This window comes from Pseudomonas sp. MWU12-2319, from assembly GCF_023242525.1.
GTDB lineage: Bacteria > Pseudomonadota > Gammaproteobacteria > Pseudomonadales > Pseudomonadaceae > Aquipseudomonas > Aquipseudomonas gingeri_D.
This window is the reverse complement of the sequence record NZ_JALJES010000007.1, coordinates 133,706-151,288: the sequence shown is the minus strand read 5'-3', so window position 1 is coordinate 151,288 and position 17,583 is coordinate 133,706. Positions and strand designations below refer to the sequence as shown.

The 17,583-nt window shown below is 60.5% G+C and carries 20 protein-coding genes; 16 read left to right on the top strand and 4 right to left on the bottom strand.

What is annotated here, in order from left to right; translation table 11 throughout:
* Positions 1–179: 179 nt before the first annotated feature.
* Complete coding sequence (locus M5C01_RS13915) at positions 180–563, top strand: hypothetical protein (RefSeq protein WP_247263383.1); 384 nt, start codon at positions 180–182, stop codon at positions 561–563.
* Positions 564–566: 3 nt separating this feature from the next.
* Here the strand turns inward: M5C01_RS13915 and M5C01_RS13910 are convergent, their stop codons facing one another.
* Positions 567–1,256, bottom strand: a complete 690-nt coding sequence (locus M5C01_RS13910) for an endonuclease I family protein (protein WP_103496454.1) — start codon at positions 1,254–1,256, stop codon at positions 567–569.
* Positions 1,257–1,260: 4 nt separating this feature from the next.
* Entirely contained in the window at positions 1,261–1,539 is a 279-nt protein-coding gene (locus M5C01_RS13905) for a DUF1654 domain-containing protein (protein ID WP_152739916.1), read from the bottom strand.
* 358 nt (positions 1,540–1,897) lie between these two features.
* Between M5C01_RS13905 and M5C01_RS13900 the strand changes: the two genes are divergently transcribed.
* The 9 genes from M5C01_RS13900 (at position 1,898) to M5C01_RS13860 (ending at position 9,674) form a co-directional block, all read left to right on the top strand.
* The gene (locus M5C01_RS13900) at positions 1,898–2,857 is read left to right on the top strand and encodes a sugar ABC transporter substrate-binding protein (protein WP_152739917.1); all 960 of its coding nucleotides are present in this window, start codon (positions 1,898–1,900) and stop codon (positions 2,855–2,857) included.
* A gap of 56 nt (positions 2,858–2,913) precedes the next feature.
* Positions 2,914–4,467: a sugar ABC transporter ATP-binding protein gene (locus tag M5C01_RS13895; RefSeq protein ID WP_152739918.1), complete on the top strand. Its 1,554-nt coding sequence runs from the start codon at positions 2,914–2,916 to the stop codon at positions 4,465–4,467.
* Positions 4,464–5,441 carry an ABC transporter permease gene (locus M5C01_RS13890; protein WP_152739919.1) on the top strand — a complete coding sequence of 326 codons (978 nt, stop codon included), beginning with the start codon at positions 4,464–4,466 and terminating at the stop codon, positions 5,439–5,441. Before M5C01_RS13895 ends, M5C01_RS13890 begins: the two co-directional genes overlap by 4 nt.
* Positions 5,442–5,444: 3 nt before the next feature.
* Complete coding sequence (locus tag M5C01_RS13885; protein ID WP_152739920.1) at positions 5,445–6,464, top strand: LacI family DNA-binding transcriptional regulator; 1,020 nt, start codon at positions 5,445–5,447, stop codon at positions 6,462–6,464.
* A 23-nt stretch (positions 6,465–6,487) separates the two neighbouring features.
* The gene (rbsK, locus tag M5C01_RS13880) at positions 6,488–7,408 is read left to right on the top strand and encodes a ribokinase (protein WP_152739921.1); all 921 of its coding nucleotides are present in this window, start codon (positions 6,488–6,490) and stop codon (positions 7,406–7,408) included.
* Positions 7,405–7,809: a D-ribose pyranase gene (gene rbsD, locus M5C01_RS13875; RefSeq protein WP_103496460.1), complete on the top strand. Its 405-nt coding sequence runs from the start codon at positions 7,405–7,407 to the stop codon at positions 7,807–7,809. The genes rbsK and rbsD overlap by 4 nt, the downstream gene beginning before the upstream one ends.
* Positions 7,810–7,837: 28 nt before the next feature.
* The gene (locus M5C01_RS13870; RefSeq protein WP_103496461.1) at positions 7,838–8,866 is read left to right on the top strand and encodes a nucleoside hydrolase; all 1,029 of its coding nucleotides are present in this window, start codon (positions 7,838–7,840) and stop codon (positions 8,864–8,866) included.
* A gap of 4 nt (positions 8,867–8,870) precedes the next feature.
* Positions 8,871–9,176, top strand: a complete 306-nt coding sequence (locus M5C01_RS13865; protein WP_152739922.1) for a hypothetical protein — start codon at positions 8,871–8,873, stop codon at positions 9,174–9,176.
* Between the two features lie 171 nt (positions 9,177–9,347).
* Positions 9,348–9,674, top strand: coding sequence for an I78 family peptidase inhibitor (locus M5C01_RS13860; protein WP_103496463.1), 327 nt, complete (start codon positions 9,348–9,350; stop codon positions 9,672–9,674).
* 71 nt (positions 9,675–9,745) lie between these two features.
* Here the strand turns inward: M5C01_RS13860 and M5C01_RS13855 are convergent, their stop codons facing one another.
* The gene (locus M5C01_RS13855; protein WP_003179963.1) at positions 9,746–9,958 is read right to left on the bottom strand and encodes a cold-shock protein; all 213 of its coding nucleotides are present in this window, start codon (positions 9,956–9,958) and stop codon (positions 9,746–9,748) included.
* 293 nt (positions 9,959–10,251) lie between these two features.
* Positions 10,252–10,551: a hypothetical protein gene (locus M5C01_RS13850; RefSeq protein ID WP_152739923.1), complete on the bottom strand. Its 300-nt coding sequence runs from the start codon at positions 10,549–10,551 to the stop codon at positions 10,252–10,254.
* A 374-nt stretch (positions 10,552–10,925) separates the two neighbouring features.
* On the opposite strand from M5C01_RS13850, the gene thrS reads away from it, so the two are divergent.
* The 6 genes from thrS to pheT all read left to right on the top strand — a co-directional run bounded on the left by thrS (position 10,926) and on the right by pheT (position 17,582).
* Positions 10,926–12,848 (top strand): threonine--tRNA ligase, encoded by a 1,923-nt coding sequence (gene thrS / locus M5C01_RS13845; RefSeq protein WP_103496465.1) that lies wholly within the window; start codon positions 10,926–10,928, stop codon positions 12,846–12,848.
* Positions 12,848–13,399, top strand: coding sequence for a translation initiation factor IF-3 (infC, locus tag M5C01_RS13840; protein ID WP_177103717.1), 552 nt, complete (start codon positions 12,848–12,850; stop codon positions 13,397–13,399). Before thrS ends, infC begins: the two co-directional genes overlap by 1 nt.
* A gap of 60 nt (positions 13,400–13,459) precedes the next feature.
* The gene (rpmI, locus tag M5C01_RS13835; protein WP_002553160.1) at positions 13,460–13,654 is read left to right on the top strand and encodes a 50S ribosomal protein L35; all 195 of its coding nucleotides are present in this window, start codon (positions 13,460–13,462) and stop codon (positions 13,652–13,654) included.
* Positions 13,655–13,681: 27 nt separating this feature from the next.
* A complete protein-coding gene (gene rplT, locus M5C01_RS13830; protein ID WP_100940175.1) occupies positions 13,682–14,038 on the top strand; it encodes a 50S ribosomal protein L20 in 357 nt (118 codons plus the stop codon).
* A 110-nt stretch (positions 14,039–14,148) separates the two neighbouring features.
* Positions 14,149–15,165 (top strand): phenylalanine--tRNA ligase subunit alpha, encoded by a 1,017-nt coding sequence (pheS, locus tag M5C01_RS13825; RefSeq protein ID WP_103496466.1) that lies wholly within the window; start codon positions 14,149–14,151, stop codon positions 15,163–15,165.
* A gap of 35 nt (positions 15,166–15,200) precedes the next feature.
* Positions 15,201–17,582: a phenylalanine--tRNA ligase subunit beta gene (pheT, locus tag M5C01_RS13820; RefSeq protein WP_103496467.1), complete on the top strand. Its 2,382-nt coding sequence runs from the start codon at positions 15,201–15,203 to the stop codon at positions 17,580–17,582.
* Position 17,583: the final 1 nt, after the last annotated feature.

Here is a 17,583-nt window from a genome sequence, read left to right as displayed (position 1 = left end):
CGCTAAGTGCATTCGAACGGGTGGCTCATTACAGACGTCATTTCATTCTATTTAATTCCCCAGAGTCGGAAAATCGTCGGTAATTCAGCCTGATAAGACCGCCACAGCCAGTGGAACGAGGTTAAGACAGGCTGCAAGGTGATAAAATCACATTAACTGATCATTACGGGAGACGCTTTGTGCGCAGAATAGCAGTGATGATGGCACTCGTGGTGCTGGGCGGTTGTGGTGATGGCTCGGGAAACAAGGTCGAGCCGACGAAAGTGGCTTCGCCGGTGGTCGTGGCGGCGCCGCCGGTGGTCGGCGGTTGGGATCTGTTGATCAAGGATGACAAGACCAAGGCCCTCACCGATTGGACGGCCTGGCTGATCGAGCATGGTTATCCGTTCAAGATCCTCGATGACGGCAAGGTCATTGCCGGGCCGTTCGCGAGCAAGGAAATTGCCGAGCAGAAAAAGGCGCAACTGGCCGACAAGCAGAACATGGATTCCGAGGTGGTGGAGCACAAGGCGCCCGCCGACAGCTCAGCACCCAATACCGCTGCGCCGGCGCCGGGCTACTGAGCCTTAGCCGCAGGCCTTGAGGTTCACCGGCCCGACAAAGCCGTTGCCATGGCCCATGACGCAGGCCACGCTCTGGTTGCGCTGGCGTTCCCACGCCTGGACCGGATAGGTCTTGTTCCAGGCTTCGTACAGCTGACGGTCCTGCCTCGACAGGCGCAGGCCGTACTGCTTGCTCATGTAGAAATAGGTCCGCGCGATCATCCCGCGAATCGACGGGCGTGGCATGACCTTCTTGGCCTTGAAGTCGACCTGGGTCAGGCAGGAACCGTACTGGCCCTTCTGCACCGGCAACCAGCCGAAGCTGAAGTTGCTGCGGTCGCCGTTGACCTCGCCGATGCTCGGCACCAGGTTGTGCAGGTCGGCCTCGGCCTTTTTGTAGGTCGCGTCGTTCTGGCTGCAGTTCTTGCGTCCGCCCTGTTGCCAGCACTGGCGCTGATGGCCGATCTGCCAGGCCGGGACAATATGTTCCCACTCGATGCGTTCAGCCCGCTTGGCATTCTTGCGCGGCACATACCCGCAGGCCGCGAGGTCGACCCGGTTGCCGTTGTACTTGCAGCCACAATAAAACTCCGTGGACTGCCGCGCGTAGAGCTTCCAGGCGACTTTCTTGGCTTCGGCAAAGGTGCGGGGCGCCTCGGCCTGGGCCGGTAAAACACAGAAAAAACACAGCAAAGCGATAAAGCGGACAATCATTGGTTCAGTCTTCCTTCGGCACAACCCAGAAAATCTGCACGCCACCGTCGTCGCGGTAGGCCAGCGTGACGTTGTCGTTTTCGGCAATTTCCTCGAGCAGTTGCTCCCACTCGTCCACCGGTTCGTCCGGCAGCCGAAAGAGCAGGGCGGCCTTGGCTTTTTGCGCGTTCGGCGAGTTGATGATTTTCTGGACGCGCAGGCCCATGCGTTCGTAGGTGCTGGGGGGGGCGGAGGCGGAAGTTGAGTTGGCCACGGAACAATCCTTAATTAGCTGTACGTGCATACAGTATTTAACTGTAAGCCATTTCGCAACTGTCAGGGAATGATGAGGTGCTTCTGACAACGCTTTTTGCGATTTGGTGCACGCCAATCAAGAAATTATTAGGTTTTACAGTGGGATGCGCAGTATGACGGCGGGGGCTGGGGGCCGCCGCCAGGGAAATCCTCGCCCGACCTCGTCAAGGAGGCCTTGTTTGTAGGAGGGGCGACTATGCTGTGACAGACCGTTGACAAATCCTCGCAATATTCCCATAGTTGGATTACGCAAACGTTTGCGCGAACCGTTTCCAGGGCTGTGCACACGCATTTCCCGTCACGCTCCTGGCGTTGCTCACAACAATCATAAGATCCGGAGTAAACCCATGAAGTTGCCATTCGCTGGACGCCTTCTTGCTGTCGCCGTACTTGCTGCCGCCTCCGCTACCCTGCCGCTGTCCCAGGCCTTCGCTGCCGACGCCGCCGCTAAACCCAAAGTCGGCCTGGTGATGAAATCCCTCGCCAACGAGTTCTTCCGCACCATGGAAGACGGCGCCAAGGATTACCAGAAAGCCCACACCGCCGATTTCGACCTGATCTCCAACGGCATCAAGAACGAAACCGACACCACCGCGCAGATCGACATCGTCAACCAGATGATCGTCTCCAAGGTCAACGCCATCGTGATCGCCCCGGCCGACTCCAAGGCCATGGTCTCGGTGATCAAGAAAGCCAAGGATGCCGGGATCGTCGTCATCAACATCGACAACCAGCTCGACGCTGGCGTGCTGAAAAGCAAAGGCATCGAAGTGCCGTTCGTAGGGCCTGACAACCGCAAGGGCGCGCGCCTGGTCGGCGAGTACCTGGCCAAGCAACTGAAAGCCGGTGACGAAGTCGGCATCATCGAAGGGGTGTCCACCACCACCAACGCCCAGATGCGCACCGCCGGTTTCACCGATGCGATGAAAGCCGCGGACATGAAGATCGTCTCCGTGCAGTCCGGCGATTGGGAAATCGACAAGGGCAACGCGGTGGCCTCGGCGATGCTCAACGAATACCCGAACCTCAAGGCGCTGCTGGCCGGCAACGACAGCATGGCCTTGGGCGCGGTCTCCGCCGTCCGTTCGGCGGGCAAGGCCGGCAAGGTGCAGGTGGTGGGCTATGACAATATCAACGCCATCAAGCCGATGCTCCAGGACGGTCGTGTACTTGCCACCGCCGACCAGTTCGCTGCCCGCCAGGCGGTGTTCGGCATCGAAACCGCACTGAAAATCATCAAGGGCGAAAAAGTCGACAGCAAGGACGGCGTGATCGAAACCCCGGTCGAGCTGGTACTGAAGAAGTAAACCTCTCGCCGTTCAATGGTGCCCGCTCGTCCTGAGCGGGCGCATGGAGACTCCCTATGTCATCTTCCGCTCCGAACGCTGTCCTGTCGGTCAGCGGTATCGGCAAGACCTATGCGCAACCTGTCCTCAGCAACATCGACCTGACGTTGCTGCGCGGCGAAGTGTTGGCGCTGACCGGTGAAAACGGTGCCGGCAAAAGCACGCTGTCGAAGATCATCGGCGGGCTGGTCACGCCGACCACCGGGCAGATGCTGTTCAACGGTCGCGCCTATACCCCGGGCAGCCGGACCCAGGCTGAAGAGCTGGGTATCCGCATGGTCATGCAGGAACTCAATCTGCTGCCGACGTTGTCCGTGGCGGAAAACCTGTTTCTCGACAACCTGCCCAGCCACGGTGGCTGGATCAGCCGCAAGCAGTTGCGCAGCGCCGCCATTGAAGCCATGGCCCAGGTCGGCCTCGATGCCATCGACCCGGACACCCTGGTGGGCGAGTTGGGCATCGGTCACCAGCAGATGGTGGAAATTGCCCGCAACCTGATCGGCGATTGCCATGTGCTGATTCTCGACGAGCCGACCGCGATGCTCACGGCCCGCGAAGTCGAAATGCTGTTCGACCAGATCACCCGCCTGCAAGCCCGTGGCGTGGCGATCATCTATATCTCCCACCGGCTCGAAGAACTGGCCCGGGTCGCCCAGCGCATTGCGGTGTTACGCGACGGCAACCTGGTCTGTGTCGAGCCGATGGCCAATTACAACAGCGAGCAACTGGTCAACCTGATGGTCGGCCGCGAGCTGGGCGAACATATGGACATGGGCGTGCGCAAGATTGGCGCGCCGGCCCTGACCGTCAAGGGCCTGAGCCGTGCGGACAAGGTGATCGACGTTTCCTTCGAGGTGCGCGCCGGTGAGATCTTCGGGATTTCCGGCCTGATCGGTGCCGGTCGTACCGAGCTGCTGCGGCTGATCTACGGCGCGGATATCGCCGACAGCGGCACGGTGGGCCTGGGCGCCTCGGCGCAGGTCGCGGACATTCGTTCGCCGGTCGACGCGGTGCGTCATGGCATCGCTTTGATCACTGAAGACCGCAAGGGTGAGGGGTTGCTGCTGACGCAATCCATCAGCGCCAATATCGCCTTGGGCAATATGCCGGCGATTTCCAGCGGTGGCGTGGTCAACGGCCGTGACGAGACGGCACTGGCACGGCGTCAGATCGATGCCATGCGCATTCGCAGTTCCAGCCCGGACCAACTGGTGTCCGAGCTGTCCGGCGGCAACCAGCAGAAGGTGGTGATCGGCCGCTGGCTGGAGCGCGACTGCGCGGTGCTACTGTTCGATGAACCGACCCGCGGGATCGACGTCGGCGCCAAGTTCGATATCTACGCCTTGTTGGGCGAACTGACCCGCCAGGGCAAGGCCCTGGTGGTGGTGTCCAGCGACCTGCGCGAGCTGATGCTGATCTGCGACCGCATCGGCGTGCTCTCGGCCGGACGCCTGATCGAGACCTTCGAGCGTGACAGCTGGACCCAGGATGAGTTGCTTGCCGCCGCGTTCGCCGGCTACCAAAAACGTGATGCGTTGCTCAATGAAGCGGCGCCCAGGAATACCCTATGAAAAATGCACCTTCTGCCGGCAAGACCTCGCGTCACTTCTATGGCCTGGGCACCTACCTGGGCCTGGCGGGCGCGTTGCTCGCCATGATCATCCTGTTTTCCAGCCTGAGCAGTCATTTCCTCTCCTATGACACCTTCAGCACCCTGGCCAACCAGATTCCCGACCTGATGGTGCTGGCGGTGGGCATGACCTTCGTGCTGATCATCGGCGGCATCGACCTGTCGGTGGGCTCGGTCCTGGCCCTGGCGGCTTCGGCGGTCAGCGTGGCGATCCTCGGTTGGGGTTGGGGCGTGTTGCCGGCTTCCGTGCTGGGCATGGGGTGCGCGGCGCTGGCCGGCACCGTGACCGGTTCGATCACCGTGGCCTGGCGCATTCCGTCGTTTATCGTGTCCCTCGGCGTGCTGGAAATGGCCCGTGGTTTGGCCTACCAGATGACCGGCTCGCGCACCGCCTATATCGGCGACTCGTTCGCCTGGCTGTCGAATCCGGTGGCCTTTGGTATTTCGCCGTCGTTCATCATTGCCTTGCTGGTGATTGTCGTTGCCCAACTGGTGCTGACGCGGACCGTGTTCGGCCGCTACCTGATCGGCATCGGTACCAATGAGGAAGCCGTGCGCCTGGCGGGGATCAATCCCAAGCCCTACAAGGTCCTGGTGTTCAGCCTGATGGGCCTGCTCGCCGGTGTCGCCGCGCTGTTCCAGATCTCGCGCCTGGAAGCGGCGGACCCGAATGCCGGTTCCGGCCTGGAGCTGCAAGTGATTGCCGCCGTGGTGATCGGCGGCACCAGCCTGATGGGCGGCCGTGGTTCGGTGATCAGCACCTTCTTCGGCGTGCTGATCATCTCGGTGCTGGCGGCGGGGCTGGCGCAGATCGGTGCCACCGAGCCGACTAAACGCATCATCACCGGTGCGGTGATCGTGATCGCGGTGGTACTCGATACCTACCGCAGCCAACGCGCCCGTCGGCGGACCTGAGGCATGGCTACCATCAAGGATGTGGCCGCGTTGGCCGGGATCTCCTACACCACGGTGTCCCATGTGCTGAACAAGACGCGGCCGGTGAGCGAGCAGGTGCGGCTCAAGGTCGAAGCGGCGATTGCCCAGCTCGACTATGTGCCCAGCGCCGTGGCGCGCTCGTTGAAAGCCAAGACCACCGCGACCATCGGCCTGCTGGTGCCCAACAGTCTCAACCCGTACTTCGCCGAGCTGGCGCGGGGCATCGAGGATTACTGCGAGCGCAACAACTACTGCGTGATCCTCTGCAACTCCGATGACGACCCGGACAAGCAGCGCAGCTACCTGCGGGTGCTGCTGGAGAAGCGGGTCGACGGTTTGATCGTCACCTCCACCGGCGGCGATGACAGCTTTGCCGGCGGCTTGGCGGCGGTGCGCACGCCCATGGTGATTGTCGACCGGGGCATTGCCGGGGTCGAAGCCGATCTGGTGCGTATCGACCACGAAGAGGGCGCCTACCTGGCGACCCGGCATCTGCTGGAGCTGGGGCATCGGGCGATTGCCTTTATCGGCGGCCCGGCCGATACCAGCGTGGCGCAGATGCGTCTGGCCGGTTATCGGCGCGCGCTCGAACAGGCGTCCGTGCAAGTGCCCGAGCGCTGGGTGGTGGAAAGCGATTTCACCAGCCCCGGCGGTTATCAGGCGGCGGCCGTGCTCCTGGAGCAGGACCGGCCCAGCGCGATTTTCGCCGGCAACGACATGCTCGGTATCGGCGTGCTGCGCGCGGCGGCGGAACGCAATATCCGCGTGCCCAGCGAGCTGTCGGTGATCGGTTTCGACGATATCCAGATGAGCCGTTATGTCTACCCGGCGCTGACCACGGTCGGCCAGTCGATTCTCCAATTGGGGGAAACGGCGGCCGAAATGCTCTTGAACCGAATCGCCACGCCGCTGCTGGCGGTTGACCGGCGGATTGTCAAGCCAAGTATTGTCCTGCGCGAATCGACGGCCGCGGTGCCGGGCGTGTTTGCGCAATACCGCTGAATCGAATTGATGGGTACTGATGTATGCAAGCAAAAGTAGTGGTGGTGGGCAGCCTCAATATGGACCTGGTCACCCGTGCCGAGCGCTTGCCGCGGGCCGGGGAGACCCTGGTGGGCCAGTCGTTCGCCACGGTGTCCGGCGGCAAGGGCGCGAACCAGGCCGTGGCGGCCGCGCGCCTGGGGGCCGCGGTGTCGATGATCGGCTGCGTGGGTGACGATGCCTACGGTCCGCAACTGCGCGATGCGTTGTTGGCGGAGGGCATCGATTGCCAGGCCGTTACGGTGGCGCCGGGTGTGTCCAGTGGCGTCGCGCTGATCGTGGTCGATGACAACAGCCAGAACGCCATTGTGATTGTCGCCGGAGGCAACGGTTGTCTCTCCCCCGAGGTGCTCAAGGGCTTTGACGCGGTGCTGCAGGAGGCGGATGTGATCATCTGCCAACTGGAAGTACCGATGGAGACTGTCGGCTACACGCTCAAGCGTGGGCGCGAACTGGGCAAGATCGTGATCCTCAATCCGGCGCCGGCCAGCGCGCCGCTGCCGGCCGATTGGTACGCGTCCATCGACTACCTGATTCCCAATGAAAGCGAGGCTTCGGCCCTGAGCGGCCTGCCGGTGGACTCCCTGGCGAGTGCCCAGGCGGCCGCGACCCAACTGATGGCCGCCGGGGCAGGGAAGGTGATCGTCACCCTCGGTGCCCAGGGTTCGCTGTTCGCCGACGGCCAGGGCTTTGCGCATTTCCCGGCGCCGAAGGTCAAGGCCCTCGACACCACGGCGGCCGGCGACACCTTTGTCGGCGGCTTCGCGGCGGCGCTGGCCCAAGGGCAAAGCGAGGCTGAGGCCATTCGCTTCGGCCAGGTCGCGGCGGCGCTCTCGGTCACCCGTGCCGGCGCCCAGCCGTCCATTCCCCACTTGTCCGACGTACAAGGTTTCAAATCGCCATGAAAAAAACACCGTTGCTCAATATTGCCCTGTCACGCCTGATCGCTTCCCTTGGCCACGGCGACATGGTGGTGATCGGTGACGCCGGCCTGCCGGTCCCGCCGGGTGTGGAACTGATCGACCTGGCCCTGACCCACGGCATCCCCGATTTCGTCAGCACCCTGCGCACGATACTCAGTGAAATGCAGGTGGAGAGCCATGTGCTGGCCGAGGAAATCCTGCTCAAGCGCCCACCGGCGCTGGAACACCTCGACGCGCTGAACGCCGAGGGCGCCATGGGGCAGCGCCGGTTGCTCAGCCATGAAGAATTCAAAGTGCTCAACCGCAAGGCCAGGGCTGTGATCCGCACCGGTGAATGCCAGCCTTACTGCAATGTCGTGCTGGTGGCCGGCGTTACGTTCTAACTGTTCTTTCTCGCACAAGGAGTGCGCTATGCAACGCTATGCTCAGATCTTGCAACGCTGGTTTCGGAGTCTGCTGATTTTGTCCTTTCTCACGGCTACAGGCGCCCAGGCGGCGGAAAAGATCGACCTGATTATCGACACCGACCCGGGGGCCGATGATGTGGTGGCACTGCTGTTCGCCCTGGCCTCGCCGGAAGAGCTGCATATCCGTGCGCTGACCACCGTGGCCGGCAACGTGCGCCTGGACAAGACCTCGCGTAATGCCCGCCTGGCCCGCGAGTGGGCAGGGCGCGAAGACGTGCCGGTCTACGCCGGTGCGCCCAAGCCGCTGATGCGCACGCCGATCTATGCCGAGAATATCCACGGCAAGGAAGGCATCTCCGGGGTTGCCGTGCATGAACCCAAGGCGCCCCTGGCCAAGGGCAACGCGGTCAACTACCTGATCGAGACCCTGCGCGCGGCCAAGCCCCACAGCATCACCCTGGCCATGCTCGGGCCAGAAACCAACCTGGCCCTGGCCTTGATCCAGGACCCCGAGATCACCCAGGGCATCAAGGAAGTGGTGGTCATGGGCGGTGCGCACTTCAATGGTGGCAATATCACCCCGGTCGCCGAGTTCAATATGTTCGCCGATCCCCAGGCCGCCGAAGTGGTACTCAAGAGTGGCGTCAAGCTGACCTACCTGCCGCTGGACGTGACCCACAAGATCCTCACCAGCGACGAGCGCCTGAAGCAGATCGCGGCACTGAACAACAACGCCAGCAAGGTGGTCAGTGATATCCTCAACGAATACGTCAAGGGCGACATGGAACACTACGGTATTCCTGGCGGCCCGGTACACGACGCCACCGTTATCGCCTATCTGCTCAAGCCCGAGCTGTTCAGCGGACGTCAGGTCAACCTGGTGATCGACAGCCGTGAAGGCCCGACCTTCGGCCAGACCATCGTCGACTGGTACGACGGCCTGAAACAGCCCAAGAACGTGTTCTGGGTCGAGAATGGCGATGCCCAAGGCTTCTTCAACTTGCTGACAGAGCGTCTGGCACGCCTTAAGTGACTACATGCAAATCGATCTGAACAACCCTGACAACCTGACCCAGGACGCCGTGCGCCAGATGCTCGCGGCGGCCAGTGACGAGGTGCATACCCAGCTGCGCGTAACGCGCTCGGGTCTGGCCTATATCTCCTCGGGGGTTGTCGGCGGTGCGCAGATCGACGACCTGCTGTTCCGCCTGGAAACCTGGGCGGCGGGCTCCGGCTACGTCGGCAAGGTCGCGGCCGCCGACGAGGTCTGGGTCATGCAGGTGTACAATGCCTTGAAGCAGAACTGGCCCAACCCGCCCTTCGATTACATCGATATCTACTGAGCGGCAGCGCTCGTTCATATTCAGTCACGATTCCCCGCAGAAGTCGTCCGACAGCTCAGGCAGACTTGTCAGCGGCGGCTGTCGGAATCGGATGATCTGACACCTTGCGTGCAACCAATGGTGCAAATCGCGGTCGCACGCACTCTACTTATTTTATTTGAAGGAGGCTTCATGCCTTGGAAGCTTGCATCCCTGGGGACGCTGTTCGCCCTGTCGGTACTGGCGGGTTGCTCCACCTCCGAGTCATCCGCGGCTAAAGAGTCTGCCAAGGACTCGGGCGCCCAGATCACTTACGATCGTTGTGAAGCCAAAGGCGCCGATTTCACCATTGGCCAGACGGCCACGGCCGCGCTGCTGCAACAGGCTCGTACCCGTAGCGGCGCGCAGAGCGCACGGGTCCTCGGCCCTAACGACATGGTGACCCTGGAGTACCGTTCGGACCGTCTGAATCTCAACACCGACAGCAGCGGCAAAATCATTCGCGCCAACTGCGGTTAAGGCTGCCGGGCTTTTCTAGCGCCCATAAAAAACCCCGTCGCATGGACGGGGTTTTTTCAGTTCGCGGAAACTTACTCCGGACGAACCTGTGCAGCTTGCATACCCTTTTGGCCTTTCTCAGCCACGAAGGAAACGGTCTGGCCTTCTTTCAGGCTTTTGAAACCGTCGCTTTCGATAGCTTTGAAGTGTACGAACAGGTCGTCACCGCCACCTTGAGGAGTGATGAAGCCGAAGCCTTTTTCATCGTTGAACCATTTTACGGTGCCGGTTTGGCGATTAGACATGGTGTATCTCCAAGAAACATATATTTTCAGTAGTACTGTGCTGCTCAGGCCAACTGGGCACACTGGGCTATCATAGTCGAAATGTTCGACTTGGGAGCCCCCCCCGGCAGCGGATTGCCCATCCGTTGCCCTTTGTTTGGCCGTTTTATTAGCTGGAGGCCCCGGTTTTAAAGGCTTTCACTGAAAACGACAGCCCCTAAAAAAACCCATAAAAGCTGCGTAAATATTGATGAAAATCACTTTTTCCGCTGTTTTTCACCCGGTTTGAGGCCCAAAAGCCCCGTGGCTGCGGGTTACTTCTGCACCTTGCAGACGGCGATTTCTTTCAAGGCGCGGTTGCGCAGCTCCTCCGGCGGCATGGTCTTGGCGTTCATCAACTGAGTGATTTCCTCGGAGGTGAATTTTTTCTCGATGACATCGGCGCCGCAGGTGCAGTGCTGCTTGGCCACGGTCGGGTTGACGCTCTGGCTGGCCGCGCCAACACAGTCTTTCATGTAGCTGGCTTTGGCGCCGGCCGGCCAGGCGGCCTGCGCGCTCAGTGGCAACAGCAGGGCGAGCGGGGCGGCAAAGGCGAAAAGGTGGATCAGACGCATGTTCGGGTACTCCTTGGAGACGGGTGGATACGGTGCTGCATTCTAGGTATTTGAGGGTGAGAGCGTGGAGCAAGTTCAGCCCTGACACAAAACCCCGCGACTTTAGCAGTTTGTGAACGAGGCGATGACCGTTCATCTGTGCTAGCATCCCAGACTTGGTTATTTTTGGTATTGCAGTCGTGTCTCGCGCTCGATACCGAGCCATCAACCCTTTTTTTGAACTCCAGTCACTCTGGTTCGCTTCCGGTTGGCCTTACGGCTCCTGCCACTGTGCGGCAGGCGTTTTTCATAAACGGCTGGACGAATCGCGTACTGGCTGCTCATCCCAACCCACGTGACCTTTGGTAGGGGTCACCACTAGGAGAGGAGGCGCCATGCCCACTATTACTCTTCCCGACGGCAGTCAACGTTCGTTCGACCATCCGGTTTCCGTAGCCGAGGTCGCCGCTTCCATTGGCGCCGGCCTGGCCAAGGCCACCGTGGCCGGCAAGGTCAACGGCAAGCTGGTCGACGCCTGCGACCTGATCGACAGCGACGCGACCCTGCAAATCATCACGCCCAAGGACGAAGAGGGGCTGGAGATCATTCGCCACTCTTGCGCGCACCTGGTTGGCCACGCGGTCAAGCAGCTGTACCCGACGGCGAAAATGGTCATCGGTCCGGTCATCGATGAAGGCTTTTACTACGATATCGCCTACGAGCGTCCGTTCACCCCGGACGACCTGGCCGCGATCGAGCAGCGCATGCAACTGCTGATCGAAAAAGACTACGACGTGATCAAGAAGGTCACGCCGCGCGCCGAAGTCATCGACGTGTTCACCCAGCGCGGCGAAGACTACAAGCTGCGCCTGGTCGAAGACATGCCGAATGAACAGGCCATGGGTCTGTACTATCACGAAGAATACGTCGACATGTGCCGTGGTCCGCACGTGCCGAACACCCGCTTCCTGAAATCCTTCAAGCTGACCAAGCTGTCCGGCGCCTACTGGCGTGGTGATGCCAAGAACGAGCAACTGCAGCGCGTCTATGGCACGGCCTGGGCCGACAAGAAGCAACTGGCCGCCTACGTCCTGCGCATCGAAGAAGCGGAAAAACGCGACCATCGCAAGATCGGCAAGCGCCTGGGCCTGTTCCATACCCAGGAAGAAGCGCCGGGCATGGTGTTCTGGCACCCGAACGGCTGGACCCTGTACCAGGTGCTCGAGCAGTACATGCGCAAGGTGCAGCGTGACAATGGCTACCTGGAGATCAAGACCCCGCAAGTGGTCGATCGCTCCCTGTGGGAGAAATCCGGGCACTGGGCCAACTACGCCGAAAACATGTTCACCACCCAGTCGGAAAGCCGCGACTACGCCATCAAGCCGATGAACTGCCCGTGCCACGTGCAGGTGTTCAACCAGGGCCTGAAGAGCTACCGCGAGCTGCCGATGCGCCTGGCCGAGTTCGGTGCCTGTCACCGCAACGAGCCATCGGGTGCGCTGCACGGCATCATGCGCGTTCGGGCTTTCACCCAGGACGACGCCCACATCTTCTGCACCGAAGAGCAGATGCAGGCTGAATCCGCGGCGTTCATCAAGCTGACCATGGATGTCTACGCCGACTTCGGCTTCAAAGACATCGAAATGAAGCTGTCCACCCGCCCTGAAAAGCGCGTGGGTTCCGACGAATTGTGGGATCGCGCCGAAAGCGCACTGGCTGCCGCGCTCGACAGCGCCGGCCTGCCGTACGACCTGCAGCCGGGCGAAGGCGCCTTCTACGGTCCGAAAATCGAATTTTCGCTCAAGGACTGTCTCGGTCGCGTGTGGCAGTGTGGTACCCTGCAGCTCGATTTCAACCTGCCGATCCGTTTGGGCGCCGAATACGTGTCCGAAGACAACAGCCGTAAGCACCCGGTCATGCTGCACCGGGCGATCCTCGGCTCCTTCGAGCGTTTCGTCGGGATTCTGATCGAACACTACGAGGGTGCGTTCCCTGCTTGGCTGGCGCCAACCCAGGCCGTGATCATGAATATCACGGACAAGCAGGCTGATTTTGCCCTCGAAGTCGAAAAAACTCTGGCCGAAAGCGGATTTCGTGCCAAGTCCGACTTGAGAAATGAAAAGATCGGCTTTAAAATCCGCGAGCATACTTTGCTCAAGGTTCCCTATCTTTTGGTTATCGGAGATCGGGAAGTCGAGATGCAGACTGTCGCTGTGCGTACTCGTGAAGGTGCTGACCTGGGCTCGATGCCCGTCGCCCAGTTCGCCGAGTTCCTCGCGCAAGCGGTTTCCCGGCGTGGTCGCCCAGATTCGGAGTAATTACTATTAAGCGTGAAATGAGACAAGATAAACGAGCTGCACCGAAGGCCCCGATCAACGAGAATATCTCGGCACGCGAGGTTCGGTTAATTGGCGCTGATGGCGAGCAGATTGGCATCGTCTCGATTGATGAAGCGCTTCGGATTGCCGAAGAAGCCAAACTGGATCTGGTGGAGATTTCCGCCGATGCAGTGCCACCCGTCTGCCGGGTGATGGACTACGGCAAGTCGATTTTCGAAAAGAAAAAGCAAATTGCTGCTGCGAAGAAAAACCAGAAGCAAGTGCAGGTTAAAGAAATCAAGTTTCGTCCAGGGACGGAGGAAGGGGATTACCAGGTAAAACTGCGCAACCTGGTACGTTTCCTGAGTGATGGGGACAGGGCCAAGGTTTCCTTGAGATTCCGCGGTCGTGAGATGGCCCACCAGGAGCTGGGGATGGAACTCCTCAAGCGGGTTGAAGGTGACCTGCTCGAGTACGGTTCGGTCGAACAGCATCCTAAGATGGAAGGACGCCAGCTTATTATGGTCATCGCCCCGAAAAAGAAGAAGTAACCACCAGGGCACGGCAGGCCTTGCGGTTATGTTTATCAACTGAATGCGGAGTATCCGAACATGCCAAAGATGAAAACTAAAAGTGGTGCTGCCAAGCGGTTTCTGAAAACTGCTAACGGCATCAAGCACAAGCACGCTTTCAAGAGCCACATCCTGACCAAAATGTCGACCAAGCGTAAGCGTCAACTGCGCGGTAGCAGCTTGCTGCATCCGTCTGACGTGGCAAAAGTCGAGCGCATGCTGCGCCTTCGTTAATTTTTGGTTGAATAGAGGAAGTAACTCATGGCTCGTGTAAAGCGTGGCGTCATTGCCCGTAAGCGTCACAAAAAGATTCTGAAACTTGCAAAAGGCTACTACGGCGCTCGCTCGCGCGTATTCCGTGTTGCTAAGCAAGCGGTCATCAAGGCAGGCCAATACGCCTACCGCGACCGTCGTCAGAAAAAACGTCAGTTCCGCGCTCTGTGGATCGCTCGTATCAACGCTGGTGCGCGTATCAACGGTCTGTCCTACAGCCGTTTCATCGCTGGCCTGAAAAAAGCGTCGATCGAAATCGACCGTAAGGTTCTGGCTGATCTGGCTGTGAACGAAAAAGCGGTGTTTGCTGCGATTGTCGAGAAAGCTAAAGCCACCTTGGCTTAAGTACCCCCCGACAATCACCGGGTTTCGTTTTTGCGGGGCTCGGTGTCAAACGTCATAAATAGGGGAAGAGCCTTTAAGCTCTTCCCCTATTTCGTATCTGGAGTCTGTACATGGAAAACCTGGACGCGCTGGTCTCTCAAGCTCTCGAGGCTGTGCAAAGCGCTGAAGATATCAATGCCCTGGAGCAAATCCGGGTTCAGTACCTTGGCAAGAAAGGTGAATTGACTCAGGTGATGAAGACCCTGGGCAGCTTGCCAGCAGAAGAGCGTCCGCAAGTCGGTGCGCTGATCAACGTCGCCAAGGAGCGTGTCACAGAGGTTCTCAATGCGCGCAAGGCGTCGTTCGAGGAGGCCGACCTGGCCACCAAGCTCGCGGCCGAGTCCATTGACGTGACCCTGCCTGGCCGCGGCCAGACTTCCGGTGGTTTGCATCCGGTTACCCGGACTCTGGAACGTGTCGAACAATTTTTCACCCACATCGGCTACGGCATCGCCGAAGGTCCCGAGGTGGAAGACGATTACCACAACTTCGAAGCGCTCAACATCCCAGGCCATCACCCGGCCCGGTCGATGCATGACACCTTCTATTTCAATGCCAACATGTTGCTGCGCACCCATACCTCGCCGGTACAGGTCCGCACCATGGAATCGAAAAAGCCGCCGATCCGCATCGTCTGTCCAGGCCGTGTGTACCGTAGCGACTCGGATATCACCCACTCGCCGATGTTCCACCAGGTCGAAGGCCTGCTGGTTGATCGCGACATCAACTTCGCCGACCTGAAAGGCACCATCGAAGAGTTCCTGCGGGTGTTCTTCGAGAAGGAACTGGCGGTGCGTTTCCGTCCTTCCTACTTCCCGTTCACCGAGCCGTCCGCTGAAGTCGACATGGAATGCGTGATGTGCAGCGGTAAAGGCTGCCGCGTCTGCAAGCAGACCGGCTGGCTGGAAGTCATGGGCTGCGGCATGGTTCACCCGAACGTGCTGCGCATGTCCGGGATCGACCCGGAAGAGTTCCAGGGCTTTGCCTTCGGCATGGGCGTTGAACGCCTGGCCATGCTGCGTTACGGCGTGAACGACTTGCGCCTGTTCTTCGACAACGACTTGCGGTTCCTCGCGCAATTTCGCTAGGTCGCGGCCCGTAACGAATCTATTAGGAGAGCAGGATGAAATTCAGTGAACAATGGCTGCGTGGCTGGGTAAGCCCGCAAGTGAGCCGCGACGAGCTGGTCGCTCGTCTGTCCATGGCCGGTCTTGAGGTCGATAGCGTGACGCCGGCCGCCGGCGCGTTCAGCGGCGTGGTCGTCGGTGAAGTCCTCAGCACCGAACAGCACCCGGATGCTGACAAGCTGCGCGTGTGCCAGGTCAGCAATGGTTCGGAGACCTTCCAGGTGGTCTGCGGCGCGCCGAATGTGCGCCCGGGCCTGAAGATCCCGTTCGCGATGATCGGTGCCGAACTGCCGGGCGACTTCAAGATCAAGAAAGCCAAGCTGCGCGGCGTCGAGTCCAACGGCATGCTCTGCTCGCAAGCCGAGCTGCAGGTCGGTGAAGGCAACGACGGTCTGATGGAGCTGGCGGCCGATGCGCCGGTCGGCGAAGACATTCGTGTCTACCTGAGCCTGGACGATGCCAGCATCGAGGTCGACCTGACCCCGAACCGTGGCGACTGCCTGTCCCTGGCCGGTCTGGCCCGTGAAGTCGGCGCGCTGTATGCCGCTCCGGTCGTCCGTCCGGTAGTACCGGCTGTGCCTGCTGTACACGACGAAGTCCGTTCGATCGAAGTGTTGGCGCCGGCCGCTTGCCCGCGTTACCTGGGCCGTGTGATCCGTAACGTCGACCTGTCGAAGCCGACCCCACTGTGGATGGTCGAGCGCCTGCGTCGTTCCGACGTGCGCAGCATCGACGCCGCCGTCGATATCACCAACTACGTGATGATCGAGCTGGGCCAGCCGCTGCACGCTTTCGATCTCTCCGAGATCAATGGCGGCATCCGCGTGCGCATGGCGGAAGAGGGCGAGAAGCTGGTGCTGCTCGACGGTCAGGAAGTCACCCTGCGTAGCGATACCCTGGTGATTGCCGACCACACCCGCGCCCTGGCGATTGCCGGCGTGATGGGGGGCGAGCACAGCGGCGTCAACACCGCGACCACTCGTGACATCTTCCTCGAAAGCGCGTTCTTCGATCAGATCGCCGTCGCTGGCAAGGCCCGTTCCTATGGCCTGCACACCGATGCCTCGCACCGCTACGAGCGTGGCGTGGACTGGCAACTGGCCCGTGAAGCCATGGAGCGCGCCACTGGCCTGCTGCTGGAAATCACCGGTGGCGAAGCCGGCCCGATCATCGAAACCGTCAGCGAAGCGCACCTGCCTTCCATTGCTCCGGTGACCTTGCGTGCCGAGCGCATCACCCAGATGCTGGGCATGGAAATGGATGCACCGCAGGTCGAGCGCCTGTTGTCCGGCCTGGGCCTGGGTATTGTTGCCAGCGGAGCAGGGCAGTGGCAGGTAGAAGTACCAAGCCATCGCTTCGATATCAGCCTGGAAGTCGACCTGATCGAAGAACTGGCGCGCCTGTACGGCTACAACCGCCTGCCGGTTCGTTACCCGCAAGCCCGCCTGGCGCCACAAGCCAAGGCTGAAGCCCGTAGCGACCTGCCTGAGCTGCGTCGCCTGCTGGTGGCCCGTGGTTACCAGGAAGCGATCACCTACAGCTTCATCGATCCTAAGCAGTTCGAACTGTTCAACCCGGGCGTTGAGCCGTTGCTGTTGGCCAACCCGATCTCCAACGACATGGCGGCCATGCGCTCGTCCCTGTGGCCAGGTCTGGTCAAGGCGTTGCAGCACAACCTGAACCGTCAGCAGGATCGCGTGCGTCTGTTCGAAAGCGGCCTGCGTTTTGTCGGTCAGCTGGAAGGTCTGAAGCAAGAGCCGATGCTGGCCGGTGTGGTGTGCGGCAGCCGTCTGCCGGAAGGTTGGGCACAGGGTCGCGACACCGTCGACTTCTTCGACGTCAAGGCTGACGTGGAAGCGCTGCTGGGCTTTGCCGGTGCGCTGGATTCGTTCACGTTTGTGCCGGGCAAACACCCTGCGTTGCACCCGGGTCAGACCGCGCGCATCGAGCGGGAAGGGCGTCTGGTCGGTTTCATCGGCGCAATCCACCCTGAATTGTCGAAAACCCTCGGTCTCGACCGTCCGGTTTTCGTTTTCGAGCTGGTATTGGCTGAAGTGGCGTTGGGAAAAATGCCTAAATTCAGCGAGCTGTCGCGCTTTCCTGAAGTGCGTCGTGACCTGGCGTTGCTGGCGGACAAGGGTGTGGCCTCCAGTGCCGTGCTGGACGTAATCCGTGAAAATGCAGGCGAATGGCTCACAGAGCTCAGGCTCTTTGACGTCTATGAGGGTAAAGGCATTGATCCGCATAGAAAAAGCCTTGCAGTTGGCTTGACCTGGCAGCATCCATCGCGCACTCTTAATGACGATGAGGTGAATTCCACGACGCAAAATATCCTCACCTCGCTCGAAACCAGGTTGAACGCCACGTTAAGGAAGTGAC